This is a genomic window from Billgrantia antri (assembly GCF_019430905.1).
In the GTDB taxonomy this organism is placed as follows: domain Bacteria; phylum Pseudomonadota; class Gammaproteobacteria; order Pseudomonadales; family Halomonadaceae; genus Halomonas; species Halomonas antri.
This window is the reverse complement of the sequence record NZ_JAHYCA010000005.1, coordinates 163748-179175: the sequence shown is the minus strand read 5'-3', so window position 1 is coordinate 179175 and position 15428 is coordinate 163748. Positions and strand designations below refer to the sequence as shown.

The window sequence follows — 15428 nt, the reverse complement described above, 5'->3', positions numbered from 1 at the left end:
CTCAGAGCCGGCGGGCCTGAGCCTCGGCATTACCGATGTAAGTGGCCGGCGTCAGCGCCTTGAGTTCGTCCTTCACCTCGGCCGGCAGCTCCAGCGTGTCGATGAAGGCGGCAAAGCCGGCCTGGTCGATGCGCTTGCCGCGGGTCAGCTCCTTGAGCTTCTCGTAGGGTTTCTCGATGCCGTAGCGGCGCATCACCGTCTGGATCGGCTCGGCGAGCACCTCCCAGCTCGCATCGAGATCCTCGGCCAGGCGTGCCGGGTTGGCCTCGAGCTTGCCGATGCCCTTGAGCGCAGCCTCATAGGCGATCAGGCCGTAGGCCAGGCCCACGCCGAGGTTGCGCAGCACGGTGGAGTCGGTGAGGTCGCGCTGCCAGCGAGAGATCGGCAGCTTCTGGGCCAGATGGCCGAGAACGGCGTTGGCCAGGCCCAGGTTGCCCTCGGAGTTCTCGAAGTCGATGGGGTTGACCTTGTGCGGCATGGTCGAGGAGCCGATCTCGCCCTCGACGGTCTTCTGCTTGAAGTAGCCGAGCGAGATATAGCCCCACACGTCGCGGTCGAAGTCGATCAACACGGTGTTGAAGCGGCAAATGGCGTCGAACAGTTCGGCGATGTAGTCGTGAGGTTCGATCTGGGTGGTGTAGGGGTTGAAGGTAAGCCCCAGGCCCTCGACGAAGGTGCGCGCGTTGGCCTCCCAGTCGACGTCGGGGTAGGTGGCCAGGTGGGCGTTGTAATTACCCACTGCGCCGTTGATCTTGCCCAGGATCTCGACGCTCTCGATCTGGGCCAGCTGGCGGCGCAGGCGGTAGGCGACGTTGGCCATCTCCTTGCCCAGGGTGGTGGGGCTCGCCGTCTGGCCGTGGGTGCGCGAAAGCATCGGCAGGCCGGCGTGTTCGTGGGCCAGCCGGGCCACCTCATCGGCGACACGGTGCATGACCGGCAACAGGGCCTTCAAGCCATCGGTCAGCATCACCCCGTGAGAGAGGTTGTTGATGTCCTCGCTGGTGCAGGCGAAGTGCACGAACTCGGTTACGGCATGCAGTTCGGGCTGCTCGGCGATCTTCTCCTTGATGAAGTACTCCACCGCCTTGACGTCGTGGTTGGTGGTTCGCTCGATCTCCTTGATGCGCTCGGCGTCGGCCAGCGAGAAGTCGCGGAGCATGGCCTCGAGGAAGGCGGTGGCCTCGGCGGAGAGCGGCGGCACTTCGACGATACCACCCTGCTCGGCGAGGCGTTGCAGCCAGCGGATCTCGACCGTGACGCGGGCGCGAATCAGGCCGAACTCGCTGAAATGCTCGCGCAGGGCCTCGGCCTTGCCGGCATAGCGGCCATCGACGGGGGAGAGGGCGGTAAGAGCGGTGAGGGGCAGGGAAGCGGCTTGCATGGTCGTTGTCCGGTGCGTGTAGGAAAGATGTGTAGGGAAGCGGGGCTCAGCCCAACTGGTCCAGGGCCTTCTTCAAGGCGCCGCGCTGGAACACCAGCTTCCAGCGTCGTCCGCCCTGCTGATGCCAGAGCAGGGCAAAGCGGATGCCGGCGAGCAGGATGGCGCGCACCCGCTCGGGCATCATGCGGCTCTGCAGCATCGAAGGATCGCCCTGCACCACGATGCGGGTCTTCAGGGTCGAGAGCGTCTCCTGGTAGGCCTCGCCGAGGCTGGCAATGACGTTCTCGTGGGTAGCGCCGAAGTGCTCGGCCTGTCCCTGGATGCGGTTCAGGTGCTGGCCGAGGGCGGTCATCATGCCGTCGTCGTTGCGCAGCTTGTTCATCAACAGCAGCAGCGAGAAGCCGTAGCGCAGCACCACCGGGTTGGCCTGCTGGCGACCCACCACGGCCTCGAGCACCTCGAGGCCACGGCGCAGGTTATTGGGGTGGCCGCCGTAGATCGCCTCGAAGCTCTCGGGATTGGTATCCAGGGTGGCGCGGACCAGGGTCTCCCAGGGACGGGTGTCGACCTGTCCGGTACGGGCCAGCTCATCGACCAGACTGGCGGCCTGGAACACGCCGGCCAACGCCAACGTCTGGCGTGCCGTGGCGGAATCGGGGGCGCGATGGATCGGGGTGGTCGTCATGCGGCGGCCTCCGTGGCGTTCCAGGTGTCGCGGATCACCCCGCCGCCGAGGCAGATCTCGCCGTCATAGAGCACCAGCGACTGACCGGGCGTGACGGCACGTTGGGAATCGTCGAAGCGCACCTCGACGCCGCCATCCTCTCGCGTGCGGACGGTGCAGGGGACGTCGCTCTGGCGGTAGCGTGCCTTGGCGGTAAACCGACCCTCGGCGGCGGGCGGCTCGCCGGCGACCCAGTCCATCGCCTCGGTAGCCAGCGAATCGGTATAGAGCAGCGGATGGTGCTTGCCCTGCACCGCGATCAGCGCGTTGCGCTCGAGGTCCTTGCCCGCCACGTACCAGGGCGCCTCGGGGTGGTTGGCCAGCCCGCCGATGCCGAGCCCCTGGCGCTGCCCCAGGGTGTAGTACATCAGCCCCATATGTTCACCGATGATCTCGCCTTCAGGGGTCTCGATGATGCCCGGCTGGGCCGGCAGGTACTGCTGCAGGAAATCGCGGAAGCGTCGCTCGCCGATGAAGCAGATGCCGGTGGAGTCCTTCTTGCGCGCGGTGGCCAGGTCATGACGCTCGGCGATGGCGCGCACCTCGGGCTTCTCCAGCTCGCCCACCGGAAACAGCGTACGGGCGATGGCGTCCTCCGGCACGGCATGCAGGAAGTAGCTCTGGTCCTTGTTGGCGTCGATGCCCTTGAGCAGCCGCGGCCGACCGTGGCGCACGCCGCCACGAACATAGTGGCCGGTGGCGATCTTCTCGGCGCCGAGCATCTCGGCGTACTCGAGGAACACCTTGAACTTGATCTCGCGGTTGCACAGGATGTCCGGGTTCGGCGTGCGCCCGGCCTGATACTCCGCCAGGAAGTGCTCGAACACGTTGTCCCAGTACTCGGCGGCGAAATTGGCACTGTGCAACTTGATGCCGAGCTTCTCGCACACGGCCTGGGCGTCCGCCAGGTCGGCCTTGGCGGTGCAGTACTCGGTGCCGTCGTCCTCGTCCCAATTCTTCATGAACAGGCCTTCGACCTGATAGCCCTGTTCGAGCAGCAGCAGGGCGGAAACGGAGGAATCGACGCCGCCGGACATGCCGACGATCACCTTGCCTGAGGTGGCGGTCATGGGCGCTCTCGGGTTGAGTGGGTCGCAAATGGGCGGGAATTATACACTACATATTGAAGTGTCTTCATCTTGGCGTGCGGATGACGCTTTTGCGTGTTGGCGCATCCTTAGCTAATTGACCGGCCGGCCAGTTAGCGCTATCGTCGGCGCATGACACCAAGAGCCCAGACCCGCGACCCCGAGCTGACCCGTACGCGCATTCTCGATGCGGCCGAAACCCTGTTCGTCGCGCAGGGTTTTTCCGCCGTCAAGCTCAGCGAGCTGGCGCGCTCGGCCGAGGTCACCAAAAGCCTGATCCATCACCATTTCGGCAGCAAGGAGCAGCTTTGGGAGGCGGTCAAGAACCGCGCCTTCGAGCGCTACTTCACGGCCCAGATGGCGATGCTGGAGGAGGCCGGCGAGCCGGACGCCGCACTGCTGCGCCGTTCGGTGGAAGCCTACTTCCATTTCCTGCGTGACAACCCCGGCGTGGTGCGGCTGTTTGCCTGGACCCACCTGGAAGGGGATAGCCACTGCGGCGAGCTAGACAACCAGCTCGTCGGCGCGGGGGCCGAGTGGGTGCGCCAGGCCCAAAGTCGCGGGCTGCTGCGCAAGGACATCAATCCCACCCATGTGATCGCCATGTTCGTGATGACCTGCACCCAGTGGTTCGAGGCCAAGTGCCATCACCAGCACTGGCCGGGCATGGGCAGCGATGCGGCATTTCTGGAGGATTTCCTCAAGATCTTCATGGAAGGGGTAACGCCCCGGGAGTGAGTATTTTTTTCGGCATGAACTGACCGGCCGGCCAGTTCATGCGGTCGTCCCGTAGAGGAGAATGACAATGACAGTGCAGAGGGGAGGAGGGCGCCTGGTGGCCTTGATGGCGTTGATCGCGGCGCTGCAGACGGGCTGTGATGCGACTCCCGCTCAGGTCGTCCGGGATGAGGTGCCGCTACTTGGCGTACGCGTGGAAGCGGTGCGCTTGTCCCAGGACGCGGTGAGCTACCGCTTTCCCGGTACGGTGCGGGCCAGCGAGCGCGCCGAACCCGCCTTTTTGCATGGTGGTGTGTTGCAGGAGCGGCTCGTGGTGCGGGGGCAACGGGTCGAGCGGGGCGAACCCCTGGCCACCCTGCACAACCCGGCCCTGGCGCCAGCGCTGGCGGCCGCCGAAGCCAGGGTGCGTGAGCTCGATGCCCGCCTGAGTCGGCTGGGGCGTGACGTGGAGCGTGCGCGGGCCCTGCGTGAACGCAATCTCAGCGCCGAGGAGGAACTGGACCGCCTGCGCGCGGAGCGTGAGGCTACCGCCCAGGCACGCGAGCAGGCCGTGGCGCAGCGGGACGAGGCACGGGCGCAGCTCGATGAACTGACTCTGCGGGCTCCTTTCGCGGCCGAGGTGACCGACCTCGAGGTCGAGCCCGGTGATTTCGTGGCGGCGGGGCAGCCCGTGCTGAAGCTGGCCGGGCTCGGCGGACGTGAAGTCGAGATTCGCATGCCGGGACATCTTGCCGCCCGGCTCGAGGTGGGGCAGGAGGCAACACTGACGTCGCTGTCGACGGCACAGCGCTTGGCGGGCCGGGTGGCGCACGTGGGGCGTGCGGGTGAGGCCATGGCACCGGTGATCGTCGCTATCGACTCCGAGTCTGCCCCGGCGCTGGGGGCGCCCTTGCGCGTGCAGCTTGCGCTCGCCGCTCCGCCAGTCCTCCAGGTGCCGTTGGCGGCGGTGGTCGATCCCGGAGGGCATGCGCCGCATGTTCTGATGCTGAGCGATGACGACACGGTTCGACAGGTGGCCGTGACGACGGGCCGTCTGGTCGATGGTTGGGTTTCGGTCACGGCGTCGTCACTCGCCTCGGGTGAGCGAGTGGTGACGGCAGGGCAGGGTCGTCTGGAGCAGGGGGATCGAGTGAGGGTGTTGCCATGAGTTGGCTGCTCGCCTCGCTGCGCTACAAGCGGTTGATCCTGACCGTGACGCTCCTGCTGGCGCTGCTGGGGCTGGCGGCCTGGGTGGCGATGGACCGCCAGGAGGATCCGTTCTTTCCTTATCGCTTCGGCCAGGTGCTGGTGCCCTATCCCGGCGCCGAGCCGGAGCAGGTCGAGCGTCTTGTGCTCAACCCGCTGGAGGAGGAGCTGGCCCAGATCGAGGAGGTCAACGACATCATCGGCACTGCGCGACTTGGCGTTGCTCACGTTACGCTCGAGATGCACGAGCACGTCTACGATACCGATGCCGCCTGGGAGCGGGTTCGCATCGCCGTCGACCGGGCGAGCCGAGAGTTCCCCGATGGAGTGGGCGAGGCAGAGATCAGTGATCGGGACTCGGATGCCCATGGTATCGTCCTGTCTGTGACCGGTTCCGACGACCTTCTCGAGCTGCGCGAGGCGGCCAGGCGGCTGCGCCGCGACCTGTTCCGGCTTAAGGAGATTGCTCGCATCGACGTGCTGGCTGATCCGGGCCAGCAGGTGACGATCGGTTGGGATGACACGCTGGCCGAGTTGACCGGGCTCGACGCCCGTGCCCTGGGCACTCAGCTCGCGGCGCGTAACCTGACCACCCCCGGCGGTAGCCTGTCGATCGGTGGGCGCTCGTTGGTGCTCGACCCGCGCACCGAGTTTGGCTCGCTGGAAGAGCTTGCCGCCACGCCGATACGCACCCTTTGGGGCGATCAGGTGCCGCTGGGTCAGCTGGCCGATATTCACCTCGCTCCCCGGGAGCCCGCTACCGAGCGGTTATGGCACGATGGCCGGCCGGCGGTGGCGCTGGGGTTGGTGCTTTCCAGCGATCGGGTCAACGCAGCGCGCTTCGGCGCGCGACTGCGCGCGCTGGTGGAGGAGCTGCGCCCGGCCTATGCGCCGCTTGCGATCGAGGAGACGTTCTACCAGCCGCGCTGGGTCGAACGGCGATTGGCGGAACTCGGCGTCTCGCTGTTGATGGGTATCGGGATTCTCGGCGTGCTGCTGTTCCTGGCCATGGGGCTGCGGCTGGGGTTGGCCGTGATGGTGGTCGTGCCGCTAGTGACCTTCTCCTCGCTGGCTCTCTATGCCATGGGCGGCGGCGTGCTGCACCAGATCGCCGTCGCCGGCATGGTGATCGCACTGGGCATGCTGGTGGATAATGCCATCGTCATGGTGGAAAACATCCAGTGGCACCGCGACCAGGGCCGCTCGGCAGCCCAGGCCGTGACCCGCTCGGTACGCGAGTTGGCCACACCGCTGCTGGCGGCCACGGGGACCACCCTGGCGGCCTTCGTCCCGCTGCTGCTTTCCAGCGGCAATACCGCCGACTTCACCCGTGCCATCCCGATCTTGGTGATGCTGACCCTGGCGGTGAGCTATGCGTATGCCGTGTTCGTCACCCCGGTCTTCGCCGCGGGTATCCTCAAGCCGCGGCAAGTCGCGCGGCGCGAGCGGTTGCAGGCGTGGGGCGAGAGAGTCGGCGGGGCTGCCGTACGTTGGCCAGTTTGGATACTGGTGGGTGCCGGCATGCTGCTGGTGGGGGCGCTGGCGATGATGCCGCTGCTCGATCAGGACTTCTTTCCCGATACCGATCGCAACCAACTGGTCGTCGACCTCAATTTCCCCGAGGGGACTCATCTCGACACCACCGCGCATCAGGCCGAGGTGTTGGCCATCGCGCTGGCCGAGCGACCGACGGTGAGGGCGGTGCATCGCTTCGTCGGCTTCAGCGGCCCGCGTTTCTATTACAACCTTGTCGAGCAGCCGCGCCAGCCGCATCTGGCACGGCTGGTGGTGGAGACCGAGGGTGCCGACGATCTGGCCGGACTGATGGACTGGGTGAGAAGTGTGGCGCCGGAGTGGATGCCGGAAGCCGAGGTGGTGGCTCGGCGCCTGGGCCAGGGGCCGCCGCTTGAAGCCCCGGTGGAGATCCGCGTCTATGGCGAGAATCGCGCCGCGCTCGCCGACGCCGCCGGCCGTATCTTGAGCGTGGTGCGCGAGGCCGCGGGAGCGCGCGATGCACGTCATCGCCTGGGCGAGGGGCTGGCCACGCTGCGAGTCGAGACCGACGACGCTCGCGCTGCCGAGTACGGCCTGACGAGGCGCGACGTGGCCGCGGCTCTGGCCGGTGCCAGCCGGGGGATCGAGGTCAGTGTCTGGCGTGCCGGGCGCGATCCCGCGCCGCTGTTGGTGCGCTCGCCCGAGGGCGAGCGCTTCTCCACCGATGGGCTGGAGGGGTTACGGTTGGCCGCCGACGATGGCCGCCCGGTGCCGCTCGGTGAGGTAGCCACCCTGGCGCTGGACTGGCGCCCGGCGATAATTCAGCACCGGGATCTGCGCCGCATGACGGTGGTGCTGGCCGAGGTGGCCGACGGCTGGACCTACGAAGGGGTGCTTGGCGAGGTCCTGCCGCGCCTGGAGGAGCTCGACCTGCCCGCCGGCGTCAGCTATGCCGTGGGCGGTGCGGCCGAGTCGGCCGGCGATGCCAACACCGCACTGTTCCAGACGCTGCCGGTCGGCGGCCTGCTGCTGGTGATCTTTCTGCTGGCCCAGTTCAACTCCTTCCGTCAGTTAGCGATCGTCCTGACCACCGTCCCGCTGTCGGTCATCGGCGTGGTGCCGGGACTCTGGCTGACCGGCCAGCCATTCGGCTTCACCGCCATGCTCGGAGTGGTGGCGCTGGTCGGTATCGTGGTCAACAACGCCATCGTGCTAATCGACTTGATGAACGCCAATCGCAAGCAGGGTTACGACGTGAAGGAGGCTGTGGTGGCAGCGGTGGCGCGGCGTACGCGTCCGGTACTGTTGACCACGGCCACCACCGTGGCTGGTCTGGTGCCGCTGACGTTGACGCAGTCGACGCTGTGGCCGCCGATGGCCTGGGCGATCATCTCCGGGCTGGTCGCGTCGACTCTGTTGACGCTGCTGGTGATTCCGGCGCTGTACCGCCTACTAATAAGAAGTTAACGCTCGTGGATGACCTCCATGGGATACGAATATCCGGCCAGCGCATCGCGGATTCGCCGCAGCACCAGCGGGCTGCGTAAACGTCCTTCGCGCTCCAGCGCCTCGACCTCTTCCAGGGTCAGCCAGTGAACGGCGAGAATGGCGGGGTCGAGCGGGTTGCCCAGATGCGCCAGGGCCATGCCGAAGAAGGCGTGGCTATGGAAGGTCTCGCCATTCGGCGTCCGGTAGACGTAAAGCCCCAGATAGTCGGTGATGCCGACTTGCCAGGCGGTCTCCTCGCGCAGCTCGCGCAGCGCCGCCTCCTGGATTCGCTCGCCGGGCTCGAGATGCCCGGCGGGCTGGTTGAACAAGGTGGTCTGGCTGCCTCTCGGGGCTTCCTCCACCATCAGGAAGCGGCCGGCGCGCTCAACGACGGTGGCCACGGTAACGTGCGGGTGCCAGCGGCTCATCGATGACCTCCTTGGCGGCGCGGTGAGCGCCTTGGCGTATTGCGCGGGGCATGCAGGGTTTCCTTGCGCCATTCACCCGGGGCCAGCCCATCCAGTCGCCAGGGGCCGATGGCCACGCGGACCAGGCGCAGGGTCGGATGACCGACATGGGCCGTCATGCGCCGCACCTGGCGATTGCGCCCCTCACTGATGGTGAGTTCCAGCCAGGTCGTCGCCGGATGGCGCTTAGGGTCCACCGGTGGCGTGCGTTCCGGCAGGCCGCTTGCCGCCAGGCGCCGGACCTTGGCCGGTCGGGTTGGACCGTCCTTGAGCTCGATGCCATGACGCAGAGCGGCCAGTGCCGCTTCGTCTGGCGTGCCCTCCACCTGCACACGATAGGTCTTGGGCTGCTTGTGCCGTGGATCGCTAATGCGTTGGATCAGCGCGCCATCGTCGGTCAGCAGCAGCAGTCCTTCTGAATCATAGTCCAGCCGTCCGGCGGCGTAGATGCCCGGCACGTCGAGGACGTCTGCCAGCGTGGCGCGCGGCTTCCCACCCGCGTCACGCCGGTCGGTGAACTGTGACAGCATGCGGTAGGGCTTGTGCAGGAGATAGATGGAGCTCATTCGACGAAGGTCTTGCTACCATAGATTGTCGACAAATTATGGAGGCAAGCCTACTCCGAGAGTCAGGGGGAATGCTATACTCCGCGCTCCACTGAACAGACCAGACAGGGGAGTTCTCAATGGGGTTCCAGAAAATTGTCGTCCCTGAAGGCGGCGAGAAGATTACCGTCAACGCCGACAACACCCTGAACGTGCCGAGCAATCCGATCATCCCGTTCATCGAGGGTGACGGTATCGGCGTCGACGTGACGCCGGCCATGAAGATCGCCATCGATGCCGCCGTGCAGAAGGCCTACAACGGCGAGCGCAAGATCCACTGGATGGAGGTCTATGCAGGCGAGAAGGCCACTCAGGTCTACGACCCCGACACCTGGCTGCCGGAAGAAACCCTCGAAGCCGTCAAGGACTACGTGGTCTCCATCAAGGGCCCGCTGACCACGCCCGTGGGCGGCGGCATTCGTTCCCTGAACGTCGCGCTGCGCCAGAAGCTCGACCTGTACACCTGCCTGCGCCCGGTGCGCTGGTTCGAGGGTGTGCCGAGCCCGGTGAAGAAGCCCGCCGACGTCGACATGGTCATCTTCCGCGAGAACTCCGAAGACATTTATGCCGGCATCGAGTGGAAGGCGGGTACCGCCGAGGCCGACAAGGTGATCAAGTTCCTGCGCGAGGAGATGGGTGTGACCAACATCCGTTTCCCCGAGAACTGCGGTATTGGCGTCAAGCCGGTCTCCGTGGAAGGCACCAAGCGTCTGGTGCGCCAGGCCCTGCAGTATGCCGTGGACAACGACCGCGAGTCGGTGACCCTGGTGCACAAGGGCAACATCATGAAGTTCACCGAAGGCTCCTTCAAGGATTGGGGCTACGAGCTGGCCAAGGAGGAGTTCGGTGCCGAGCTGCTCGACGGCGGCCCGTGGATGCAGTTCAAGAACCCCAAGAGTGGCAAGACCATCGTGGTCAAGGACGTCATCGCCGATGCCATGCTGCAGCAGATCCTGCTGCGTCCGGCCGAGTACGACGTCATCGCCACCCTGAACCTCAACGGTGACTACCTCTCCGATGCCCTGGCGGCCGAAGTGGGCGGCATCGGCATCGCGCCGGGCGCCAACCTGGCCGACGCCGTGGCCATGTTCGAGGCGACTCACGGCACCGCGCCGAAGTATGCCGGCCAGGACAAGGTCAACCCCGGCTCGCTGATCCTCTCCGCCGAGATGATGCTGCGTCACATGGGCTGGGTCGAGGCCGCCGATCTGGTGCTCAAGGGTATGGAGAAGGCCATTTCCAAGGGCGAGGTCACCTACGACTTCCATCGCCTGATGGACGATGCCAAGCTACTCAAGTGCTCCGAGTTCGGACAGGCCGTCGCCGACAACATGTAATCGGCCTGCCGGATCCCATCGGGGCCCCCGCTCGCTTGGCGAGCGGGGGCCTTTTGCGTATCAACCTGAACCCTGTCGGCCCGTCGTCGTCTAACCTGAGACTCGAGTTGGCCGGCTTGCCGAGATGGTGTGTGGCTTTTATGTTCAAGACAGAAGACCCGGACGTGTGGGAACCGATCGGTGTCGTGGCTGGCATGACGCGGCCTGTGCGTCCCGAGCAGGAGGACGACGGCGACCTGGCGGTTCAGCCGGCCGATCCCGAGGTGGCCCGCCCGCCGCTGTACAAGGTGATTCTGCACAACGACGACTACACCCCCATGGAGTTCGTGGTGGAAGTCCTGCAGAGCTTCTTCCACATGGATAGCGAGACCGCCGTACAGGTGATGCTCACCGTGCACACCCAGGGCAAGGCCACCTGTGGCATCTTTACCCGCGACATCGCGGAAACCAAAAGCCATCAGGTCAATCAATATGCAAGAGAATGTCAGCACCCGCTGCTCAGCGATATCGAGGCGGCGGACTGACTCCCGGTCTGCTCGAGACGGGGTAGGAATGGCAGTCGTTGAGTGAAGAGACTTGCAACGGCAGCGTTTGTGCCCGATGTTGAAGGTGCCGGACCACGAAAGATCCGATGCAAGCCCTAAGCGGCGAGAAGGGGACTGCCATGCTGAGCAAAGAACTTGAACTGACCCTGAACACGGCGTTTACCGTGGCCCGCTCCAAGCGGCACGAGTTCATGACCGTGGAGCACCTGCTGCTGGCACTGCTCGACAACGCATCAGCGGCAGACGTGCTGAGAGCCTGTGGGGCCAACCTCGACAAGTTGCGGTCCGACCTGCAGGATTTCATCAATTCCACCACACCTCTGATCCCCGAGGACCAGAGCGATCGCGAGACTCAGCCGACGCTGGGCTTCCAGCGCGTGCTGCAGCGTGCCGTATTTCACGTGCAGTCCTCCGGCAAGAGCGAGGTAACCGGAGCCAACGTGCTGGTCGCGATCTTCTCCGAGCAGGAGAGCCAGGCGGTCTACTTCCTGAAGCAGCAGAACGTGGCCCGGGTCGATGCGGTGAACTACATCGCCCATGGCATTTCCAAGGTGGCCGGTCACGGCCAGAATCCCTCGTCGTCGCCCAGCGACGCCGAGGAGGCCGAGGAGGGCGGCGGCGAGACCAGTGCCAATCCGCTGACGGGCTATGCCACCAACCTCAACGAACAGGCGCGGATGGGCAAGATCGATCCGCTGATCGGCCGTGAGCACGAGCTCGAGCGCGTGATTCAGATCCTCGCCCGGCGGCGCAAGAACAACCCGCTGCTGGTGGGAGAGGCCGGCGTGGGCAAGACCGCCATTGCCGAGGGGCTGGCCAAGCGTATCGTCGAGGAGGATGTCCCCGAGGTGATCGGTGACGCCGTGGTCTACTCCCTCGACATGGGTGCGCTGCTGGCCGGCACCAAGTACCGCGGTGACTTCGAGAAGCGTCTGAAGAGCCTGCTGGCGGAGCTCAAGAAGCAGCCCAACGCCATTCTCTTCATCGACGAGATTCATACGGTGATCGGTGCCGGGGCGGCCTCGGGCGGCGTGATGGATGCCTCCAACCTGCTCAAGCCGCTGCTCTCCTCGGGCGAGCTGCGCTGCATCGGCTCCACCACCTTCCAGGAGTTTCGCGGCATCTTCGAGAAGGACCGGGCGCTGGCGCGCCGCTTCCAGAAGGTCGACGTCATGGCGCCCTCGGTGGATGACACCATTCGTATCCTCAAGGGGCTGCGCTCGCGCTTCGAGGAGCATCATCGCCTCAAGTACACCGACGCGGCCCTGGAGAGTGCGGCGCGGCTGGCGGATCGCTACATCAACGACCGCCACCTGCCCGACAAGGCCATCGACGTGATCGACGAGGCCGGCGCTCACCAGCGGCTGCTGCCGCCCGAAGTGCGGGTCGACACCATCGACGTCGATCAGGTCGAAGCGGTAGTGGCGTCCATCGCGCGGATTCCGCCGAAGAGCGTCTCCAGCTCCGACCGCAAGCTGCTCGAAAACCTCGACCGCGACCTCAAGATGCTGGTGTTCGGCCAGGACGAGGCCATCGACAGCCTCTCCGCCGCCATCAAGCTGTCGCGGGCCGGCCTCAAATCCCCCGACAAGCCGGTGGGCAGCTTCCTCTTCGCCGGCCCCACCGGGGTGGGCAAGACCGAGGTGGCGCGCCAGCTGGCACGAATCATGGGGATCGAGCTGGTGCGCTTCGACATGTCGGAGTACATGGAGCGCCACACCGTGTCGCGGCTGATCGGCGCGCCTCCGGGCTACGTCGGCTACGATCAGGGCGGGTTGCTGACCGAGGCGATCACCAAGCAGCCGCACTGCGTGCTGTTGCTCGACGAGATCGAGAAGGCGCATCCGGAGGTCTTCAACCTGCTGCTGCAGGTGATGGATCACGGCCGCTTGACCGACAACAACGGCCGCGAGGCGGATTTCCGCCACGTCATCCTGGTAATGACCTCCAACGCCGGGGCCGAGCAGCAGGCACGCCGCTCCATCGGCTTCCAGAACCAGGACCATTCGACCGATGCCATGGAAGTGATCCGCAAGACCTTCTCGCCGGAATTCCGCAACCGCCTGGACGGCATCATCCAGTTCCACTCCCTGCCCACCTCGGTGGTGCGCAGCGTGGTCGACAAGTTCCTGGTGGAGCTGCAGGCGCAGCTCGACGAGAAGCGGGTCCAGCTGGATGTGGACATGGCCGCACGGGATCTGCTGGCCGAGAAGGGCTACGACCCCAGCATGGGCGCAAGGCCCATGGCGAGGTTGATCCAGGACAAGCTCAAGAAGCCCCTGGCGGAGCTGATCCTGTTCGGCGAGTTATCCGAACACGGCGGGGTGGTGCACGTCACGGTGGAGGATGGCGAGTTGCATCTATCCACGGAGTCGGAAATGGCCGACGCTCCCTGACGTTCCCGGATCCTGCTTCGATCCTCGTACAGCGCCCTGTCTTCAGACGGGGCGTTGTCGTATCGGAGCGGGCGTCGTCGTCGCGTACCCTGCCGTACAATCAGCGCGAGCGATAGACGATGCGGCCCTTGGTAAGGTCGTAGGGGGTCAGTTCGACCTTGACCTTGTCGCCGGTGAGAATGCGGATGTAGTTCTTGCGCATCTTGCCCGAGATATGGGCAGTCACGACGTGGCCGTTCTCCAGCTCGACGCGAAAGGTAGTGTTCGGAAGGGTGTCGACGACGACGCCTTCCATTTCGATATGGTCTTCACGTGCCATATAGGCAGTTCCTCGCTAATGACGTTGGTGTGCCGTGTCTGTGCATCGGCTTGTGTGCAGCACGGCATCGGAGGCTCTGGGTATCGCCCCCGTGCCAAGGATAGCGCGATATTGTGCCGCAAGCCGGGCGTCAAGGCAAAGCGGGCCGAATCACGTTGATGCCGTCGTGGTCAACAAGCGCCGCCAGTGTCGGCCCTCCAACACTTCCAAGGGGCGGTAGGCCTCCTTGTAAGCCATCTTGCGGCAATCGCGGATCCAGTAGCCCAGGTAGACGTGGGGTAGCCCCTCGCGATAGGCCGCGTTGACCAGGCTAAGGACGGCGAAGGTCCCCAGCGAGCGGCGTTCCCATTCGACGCTTGGATCGAAGAAGGTATAGATGGCGGAGAGGCCGTGCTCCAGGCGGTCGAAGGCGGAGATGGCAAGCAGGCGATCGCCCAGGCGAAACTCGAGCAGCCGCGCGTAGGGCTCGTCCAGGGTCAGGAAAGTTCGATACTGTTCGCGGGTCGGCGGATACATGTCGCCGTCCCAGTGGCGCGTCTCGATGTAACGCTCGTAGAGAGCATAGTGTTCGGGGTCGAACAGTGCCGGCCGCTCGATCAGGTGTAGGTCCGCATTGCGCCTCGCCACTTTGCGTTGGCTGCGGCTGGGCTGGAAGTCCTCGACCGGGATGCGCACCGAAACGCAGGCGTTGCAGCCTTCGCAGTGCGGTCGGTACAGGTGGTGCCCGCTGCGTCGAAAGCCCAGCAGGGCGAGTGAATCGTAGATACCCAGGCCGTGGGATTCCTGAGGGTCGAGAAACAGGGTCGTGGCTTCGCGGCCCTCGAGGTAGCTGCAAGCGTGGGGCACCGTCAGGAAGAAGCGAAGGTCCCTAATCGGGTGGCGAGGCGTATTGCTGCTCACGTGATTCGCCTCCTAAGTGAGAGCGGTCAAGGTCTCGACGCAGGCCGGGTCATCGGGCAGCGCCCAGCAGGGCAGCGGATGCTGGCTTTCCGTGGCCTCAGGCGTCGCCAGGCATGATTCAAGATAGTTGATGAACTCGGTGCGGGCGATGTCCCGCGCACCCAGTCTGGCGAGGTGCTGAGTATGCATCTGGCAGTCGATCAGTCGACCGCCGCCGGCACGCATGGTACGCACCAGATGCACCAGGGCGACCTTTGAGGCATCGTTTGCGCGTGAAAACATCGATTCGCCAAAAAATACCGGCCCCATGGCCACGCCATAGAGCCCGCCGACCAGCTCATCCTGATGCCAAACTTCCACCGAACGTGCATGGCCGAGCCTGTACAGCGCGACGTAGGCGGCATGCATTTCTGCGGTGATCCAGGTGCCGGGCTGCCCCCGGCGCGGAGCCGCACAGGCCTCGACGACGCGGCTGAACTCCCGGTTGTAGGTCACCATGAAGTCGGCGTTGCGCAGTCGCTTGGCCAGGCTGCGAGACACGCGCAACTCGTCGAGAAACAGCACCATGCGAGGGTTGGGGCACCACCACAGAATGGGCTGATCGTCGCTGTACCAGGGAAAGATGCCGCGTCGGTAGGCGGCCAGCAGCCATTCGGGAGTCAGTTCCCCACCCGCTGCCAACAGGCCCTCCGGGTCGCGCAGAGCACGCGAGACGGGAGGAAAGTGCACAGGGCGCTGGGGAAGCCAGGACAGCATGCAGT

General features: G+C 65.4%; 14 protein-coding genes. 6 read left to right on the top strand and 8 right to left on the bottom strand.

Annotation, left to right across the window (positions count from 1 at the left end):
- Nucleotide 1: 1 nt before the first annotated feature.
- The 3 genes from purB to mnmA all read right to left on the bottom strand — a co-directional run bounded on the left by purB (nt 2) and on the right by mnmA (nt 3175).
- Nucleotides 2-1366 carry an adenylosuccinate lyase gene (purB, locus tag KPL81_RS14435; RefSeq protein ID WP_219792928.1) on the bottom strand — a complete coding sequence of 455 codons (1365 nt, stop codon included), beginning with the start codon at nt 1364-1366 and terminating at the stop codon, nt 2-4.
- Nucleotides 1367-1427: 61 nt separating this feature from the next.
- Entirely contained in the window at nt 1428-2066 is a 639-nt protein-coding gene (gene hflD, locus KPL81_RS14430; protein ID WP_219792782.1) for a high frequency lysogenization protein HflD, read from the bottom strand.
- Nucleotides 2063-3175 carry a tRNA 2-thiouridine(34) synthase MnmA gene (gene mnmA / locus KPL81_RS14425; protein ID WP_219792781.1) on the bottom strand — a complete coding sequence of 371 codons (1113 nt, stop codon included), beginning with the start codon at nt 3173-3175 and terminating at the stop codon, nt 2063-2065. The genes hflD and mnmA overlap by 4 nt, the downstream gene beginning before the upstream one ends.
- 150 nt (nt 3176-3325) lie before the next feature.
- On the opposite strand from mnmA, the gene KPL81_RS14420 reads away from it, so the two are divergent.
- The 3 genes from KPL81_RS14420 to KPL81_RS14410 all read left to right on the top strand — a co-directional run bounded on the left by KPL81_RS14420 (nt 3326) and on the right by KPL81_RS14410 (nt 8077).
- Nucleotides 3326-3931 (top strand): TetR/AcrR family transcriptional regulator, encoded by a 606-nt coding sequence (locus KPL81_RS14420; RefSeq protein WP_219792780.1) that lies wholly within the window; start codon nt 3326-3328, stop codon nt 3929-3931.
- A 67-nt stretch (nt 3932-3998) separates the two neighbouring features.
- Nucleotides 3999-5078, top strand: coding sequence for an efflux RND transporter periplasmic adaptor subunit (locus tag KPL81_RS14415; RefSeq protein ID WP_219792779.1), 1080 nt, complete (start codon nt 3999-4001; stop codon nt 5076-5078).
- A complete protein-coding gene (locus tag KPL81_RS14410; protein ID WP_219792778.1) occupies nt 5075-8077 on the top strand; it encodes an efflux RND transporter permease subunit in 3003 nt (1000 codons plus the stop codon). The genes KPL81_RS14415 and KPL81_RS14410 overlap by 4 nt, the downstream gene beginning before the upstream one ends.
- On the opposite strand, the gene KPL81_RS14405 is transcribed toward KPL81_RS14410, so the two are convergent.
- Nucleotides 8074-8526 carry an NUDIX domain-containing protein gene (locus KPL81_RS14405; RefSeq protein WP_209477486.1) on the bottom strand — a complete coding sequence of 151 codons (453 nt, stop codon included), beginning with the start codon at nt 8524-8526 and terminating at the stop codon, nt 8074-8076. The genes KPL81_RS14410 and KPL81_RS14405 overlap by 4 nt on opposite strands.
- Nucleotides 8523-9131 (bottom strand): pseudouridine synthase, encoded by a 609-nt coding sequence (locus KPL81_RS14400; RefSeq protein ID WP_219792777.1) that lies wholly within the window; start codon nt 9129-9131, stop codon nt 8523-8525. Before KPL81_RS14400 ends, KPL81_RS14405 begins: the two co-directional genes overlap by 4 nt.
- A gap of 119 nt (nt 9132-9250) precedes the next feature.
- Between KPL81_RS14400 and icd the strand changes: the two genes are divergently transcribed.
- From icd to clpA, 3 genes are all read left to right on the top strand, one after another.
- Nucleotides 9251-10507: an NADP-dependent isocitrate dehydrogenase gene (gene icd, locus KPL81_RS14395; RefSeq protein WP_219792776.1), complete on the top strand. Its 1257-nt coding sequence runs from the start codon at nt 9251-9253 to the stop codon at nt 10505-10507.
- 140 nt (nt 10508-10647) lie between these two features.
- Nucleotides 10648-11031 (top strand): ATP-dependent Clp protease adapter ClpS, encoded by a 384-nt coding sequence (clpS, locus tag KPL81_RS14390; RefSeq protein ID WP_209477491.1) that lies wholly within the window; start codon nt 10648-10650, stop codon nt 11029-11031.
- Nucleotides 11032-11171: 140 nt separating this feature from the next.
- A complete protein-coding gene (gene clpA / locus KPL81_RS14385; protein WP_219792775.1) occupies nt 11172-13448 on the top strand; it encodes an ATP-dependent Clp protease ATP-binding subunit ClpA in 2277 nt (758 codons plus the stop codon).
- A gap of 100 nt (nt 13449-13548) precedes the next feature.
- Here clpA and infA read toward each other — a convergent pair whose 3' ends face one another.
- The 3 genes from infA to aat form a co-directional block, all read right to left on the bottom strand.
- On the bottom strand, nt 13549-13767 hold the full coding sequence (infA, locus tag KPL81_RS14380) for a translation initiation factor IF-1 (protein ID WP_010627817.1): 219 nt from the start codon (nt 13765-13767) through the stop codon (nt 13549-13551).
- Nucleotides 13768-13917: 150 nt separating this feature from the next.
- Entirely contained in the window at nt 13918-14667 is a 750-nt protein-coding gene (locus KPL81_RS14375; RefSeq protein WP_219792774.1) for an arginyltransferase, read from the bottom strand.
- A 12-nt stretch (nt 14668-14679) separates the two neighbouring features.
- Nucleotides 14680-15423 carry a leucyl/phenylalanyl-tRNA--protein transferase gene (gene aat / locus KPL81_RS14370; protein WP_219792773.1) on the bottom strand — a complete coding sequence of 248 codons (744 nt, stop codon included), beginning with the start codon at nt 15421-15423 and terminating at the stop codon, nt 14680-14682.
- Nucleotides 15424-15428 lie beyond the last annotated feature (5 nt).

Excerpts from the sequence above, each read along its gene's own strand:
- clpA (WP_219792775.1), top strand. The coding sequence starts at position 11,172 with ATGCTGAGCAAAGAACTTGAACTGACCCTGAACACGGCGTTTACCGTG.
- KPL81_RS14415 (WP_219792779.1), top strand. The coding sequence starts at position 3,999 with ATGACAGTGCAGAGGGGAGGAGGGCGCCTGGTGGCCTTGATGGCGTTG.
- mnmA (WP_219792781.1), bottom strand. The coding sequence starts at position 3,175 with ATGACCGCCACCTCAGGCAAGGTGATCGTCGGCATGTCCGGCGGCGTC.
- KPL81_RS14405 (WP_209477486.1), bottom strand. The coding sequence starts at position 8,526 with ATGAGCCGCTGGCACCCGCACGTTACCGTGGCCACCGTCGTTGAGCGC.
- icd (WP_219792776.1), top strand. The coding sequence starts at position 9,251 with ATGGGGTTCCAGAAAATTGTCGTCCCTGAAGGCGGCGAGAAGATTACC.
- KPL81_RS14420 (WP_219792780.1), top strand. The coding sequence starts at position 3,326 with ATGACACCAAGAGCCCAGACCCGCGACCCCGAGCTGACCCGTACGCGC.
- clpS (WP_209477491.1), top strand. The coding sequence starts at position 10,648 with ATGTTCAAGACAGAAGACCCGGACGTGTGGGAACCGATCGGTGTCGTG.
- infA (WP_010627817.1), bottom strand. The coding sequence starts at position 13,767 with ATGGCACGTGAAGACCATATCGAAATGGAAGGCGTCGTCGTCGACACC.
- hflD (WP_219792782.1), bottom strand. The coding sequence starts at position 2,066 with ATGACGACCACCCCGATCCATCGCGCCCCCGATTCCGCCACGGCACGC.
- aat (WP_219792773.1), bottom strand. The coding sequence starts at position 15,423 with ATGCTGTCCTGGCTTCCCCAGCGCCCTGTGCACTTTCCTCCCGTCTCG.
- KPL81_RS14400 (WP_219792777.1), bottom strand. The coding sequence starts at position 9,131 with ATGAGCTCCATCTATCTCCTGCACAAGCCCTACCGCATGCTGTCACAG.
- KPL81_RS14410 (WP_219792778.1), top strand. The coding sequence starts at position 5,075 with ATGAGTTGGCTGCTCGCCTCGCTGCGCTACAAGCGGTTGATCCTGACC.